This window comes from Pseudoalteromonas sp. S558, from assembly GCF_005886635.1.
Taxonomy (GTDB): domain Bacteria; phylum Pseudomonadota; class Gammaproteobacteria; order Enterobacterales; family Alteromonadaceae; genus Pseudoalteromonas; species Pseudoalteromonas aliena.
Genome location: NZ_PNDU01000247.1, coordinates 1 through 3,472 on the forward strand (window position 1 = coordinate 1; position 3,472 = coordinate 3,472).

Genomic DNA, 3,472 nt, shown 5'->3' on the forward strand with positions numbered 1-3,472 from the left:
TAAATATCAAAATAATTCAATATGTTAGTAAATATCTTAACCAGAGTTCAGGTTAATTAAATTAACTATTTTTCGTAGAACGGATAATCGCTATACCCAAGCTCGGTGCCACCATACATAGTGGCCGCATCTGCTTCGTTAAGAGGCCAATTATTAGCGATACGCTCTGGTAAATCAGGGTTAGCTATAAATGGGCGGCCAAATGCGAATAAATCACCGTAGCCTTCGCCTAAAATACGAATTGCTTTTTTGACGGTGTATTTACCAGCATAAATAATTCGCCCAGAAAACTCAGCTCTAACGGCTTTATAAAATTGCTCTGGCAAATCGGGGGCGTTATCCCAATCAGCTTCAGCAATTGATAAGTAAGCAATACCGGCTTGTTCAAGCACTTTTACGGCTTCTACATAGGTATGATGAGGGTCTGATTCTACAAGCCCTAAATACACACGGTCTTCATCTGTACTTGCAAATAATGGGGCAAAACGCACACCCAAACGATCAGCGCCAACTACGTCACTAACTGCTGCAACAATCTCTTTTAAAAAGCGTAAACGGTTAGTAAGCGTTCCACCATATTGATCATCACGGTTGTTGGTGTGTTCAGAAATAAATTGGTTAACTAAATACCCGTTAGCACAATGTAGTTCAACACCATCAAAACCGGCTTCAAGCGCATTACGTGCTGCTTGAGCATACATGTTTACAAGCTCACCTACCTCAGCAGTACTTAATGCGCGAGGTTCACTTGGATCGGCTAATGCGCCCTCACCAGGTGCCGTTTCAATAAATACTTTTACGTTGTCTGCAGTAATATTTGAAGGGCCCACAGGTTTATCTGCATTAGGTTGCAACGTGGTATGTGAAACGCGGCCTACATGCCAAAGCTGAGCAAAAATAATGCCGCCTTTTGCATGTACGGCTTGCGTTACTTTTTTCCAGCCTTCAATTTGTGCTTGTGAATGTATGCCTGGCGTCCAGGCATAACCTTGACCTCTTGATTCTATTTGGGTGCCTTCAGTAACCATAAAGCCTGCTGAAGTACGTTGTGCATAATAGTTGGCCATTAAATCGTTAGGAATATTACCTGGCTGAGTACTTCGAGAACGTGTCAGTGGAGGCATTACAATACGGTTTTTAAGCGTGAAAGGGCCAAGTTCTACTGATGAAAATAACGTACTGGTATCTGAAATAGGGTTGTTCATTAAAACTCTCTCTTAAAGCAAACTTAGTGGCTTACTGTAATTTGTAAGGCAAAATATTTCGATGCTTAGCTGTTTAAGCAATGTTGGTAAGTTTAGAGTTTTAAAGATACAATTTGAAACAACACCTTTTTGTTTTAGATACAATTATGAATGGTATTAGTCGACTCGATATTAAACAGCTCAGAGTGCTTAACGCATTACTGGATTTAAAAAACCTTTCGCAAGTGGCACGTAAAATGGGTTTAACTCAGCAAGCTATAAGTGAGCAGTTGCGTAAATTACGAGACTTATTTGATGATCGCTTGTTTATACGCCAAGGCAATAGCATGGTGCCGACACCTAAAGCTCTCTCAATACAGCAACCTATCATTCATATATTAAAACAGTTAGAAACCCTATTAGAGCCTGAATTATTTACACCACAAACGTACAAAGGTGTGTTTACTATTAGTGCTACCGATTATGCCACTCAAGCACTACTTCCTCAGCTTTTTAATATAACAAGACGTGAGGCACCTGGTTTAAAGCTTATTGTTCGAGACTTTGCATCTGATAATGTTAATCAGCTAATAACAGCAGGCGAGCTTGATTTGCTCATCAGTTTTCCTGAATTTATTCCAGATAATTTAGCGTATGTAACTTTACTTGAAGAGCAGCACTTGTGTATTACTGGTTGTAAAAATGATCTAGGGGAAGAGCAACTAACACTTGCGAAAATTGCAGCGCATCCACAGCTGGTGGTATCGCCTTCGCGCGCTAACTTACGAGGTTCGCACGATCAATGGTTTGCTAATAAAGGGTTAAAGCGAAACATAGTTATGTCGGTACCGAGTTTTTCAGCGGTTCCCGACATTCTTCACACTACTGATATGTTGGCATTTTATCCTTCAAGACTCTTGCCAAATAGTAAGGTTAAACAGTTAGATATTGAGGCGCTACCACCTACTTTTAAAGTTATAGCAGCGTGGCATCCTCGAACTAACAACAGCCCAATACACCGTTGGTTAATAGAGCAGTTGCAAAGTTTTTAATAAAAAGCTAGCCAATTTCATCAAGTAAATGCATTACACGCTCACTGGCGGCTTCCATTTTATGTATGTGTTTAATAGCAGTCGCTTTATCGCCATTTTTAATCAGTCGTAATGCTTCAACTCCATTTTTATGCACTTCGCTATGTGGGGATTCTAACTGCTTAAATGCATTTGAATTTTTAAATCCAGCTGATTGTTCTGAGTTATACCATTTACCAAGTCGACACATTTTATGATCGCTAAAGTCATCAACAGACTTATTACTTTGCCCATTTGCAACGGCATAAACGTCACCTTTCCAAACAATATGATCAAGTTTAACCGTTTGTATGAACGATAGCGTGGCAGCTTGAGAAATTGTATTTTTCATATTGTTACAAAATTCGATAATCGCTGAGTAATCATTGTTCAGAGATCCAAAGTTAGTGCTTAAATGTGAGCTGTTTTCTTTTATGCCTTCTACAGATACAACCGTTTCATTGGTTTTATTAATAATTTCGTTCACTAAATCAGCAACTTCTTGCGCTGATTTATTGGTATTTGTAGCCAGCACCCTTACTTCGTCTGCAACCACGCTGAATCCTCTACCGGCTTCGCCAGCACGAGCAGCCTCAATTGCGGCATTAAGTGCAAGTAAGTTTGTTTGATCTGAAATTTTACTGATTGTCGAAACAAACGTACTAATTGTTCCGGCCATACTTGCTAAGCCAGAAATATTCTCAGTCATACTGCCCATTTTATTGGTCATCAAATCCATTTCTTTGACAATATGGTTTAGTGAGCCATTAGATTTTTCAAGGAGGGAGTTAATCTTATCACTTACTTTATTTTCTTCATCTATTTTAGAATAAGAGCCAAGAACAGTTTGTCTTATATCTTCAATCTGGCTCACACCATTGATTGAACTGCAAAGTAAAGAGTGCGTGAACTCTTGTTCTGGAGTATTGATAGGGCTGTTTAGCTCTTTCTTTAATAAATTATTTTCATTCATTAAAGAGGTGTTTTTGGTACGTAAAGACTCAATTTCTTCTTTTAATTCGTCATTTTTATTTTTAACTGATGAATACGTTTTACTTAAAACAAACATTTTTAAACCCTAATTTTAATTAAATATTTACTTATCCTTTTCATTATAGAGGTTAATTTTTAATGAGCATATATTTTTACTATTTAACCTGATCTCTGGTTAAGAGATTTACTAACGTATTGAATTATTGAGATATTTAAATTTATTTT

At 37.9% G+C, this 3,472-nt stretch carries 3 protein-coding genes; 1 reads left to right on the forward strand and 2 read right to left on the reverse strand.

The annotated features are described in order from the left end of the window. Nucleotides 1-65: 65 nt before the first annotated feature. Nucleotides 66-1,205: an alkene reductase gene (locus CWB66_RS15915; protein ID WP_077535862.1), complete on the reverse strand. Its 1,140-nt coding sequence runs from the start codon at nucleotides 1,203-1,205 to the stop codon at nucleotides 66-68. Between the two features lie 113 nt (nucleotides 1,206-1,318). Here CWB66_RS15915 and CWB66_RS15920 point away from each other — a divergent pair, with 113 nt between their 5' ends. Then, nucleotides 1,319-2,236, forward strand: coding sequence for a LysR family transcriptional regulator (locus tag CWB66_RS15920; RefSeq protein ID WP_212747829.1), 918 nt, complete (start codon nucleotides 1,319-1,321; stop codon nucleotides 2,234-2,236). 7 nt (nucleotides 2,237-2,243) lie between these two features. Here CWB66_RS15920 and CWB66_RS15925 read toward each other — a convergent pair whose 3' ends face one another. After that, nucleotides 2,244-3,323: a methyl-accepting chemotaxis protein gene (locus CWB66_RS15925; protein WP_138586111.1), complete on the reverse strand. Its 1,080-nt coding sequence runs from the start codon at nucleotides 3,321-3,323 to the stop codon at nucleotides 2,244-2,246. Between the last annotated feature and the right edge of the window lie 149 nt (nucleotides 3,324-3,472).

Coding starts and splice junctions, on each gene's coding strand:
- CWB66_RS15925 (WP_138586111.1), bottom strand. CDS start 3,323: ATGTTTGTTTTAAGTAAAACGTATTCATCAGTTAAAAATAAAAATGAC.
- CWB66_RS15915 (WP_077535862.1), bottom strand. CDS start 1,205: ATGAACAACCCTATTTCAGATACCAGTACGTTATTTTCATCAGTAGAA.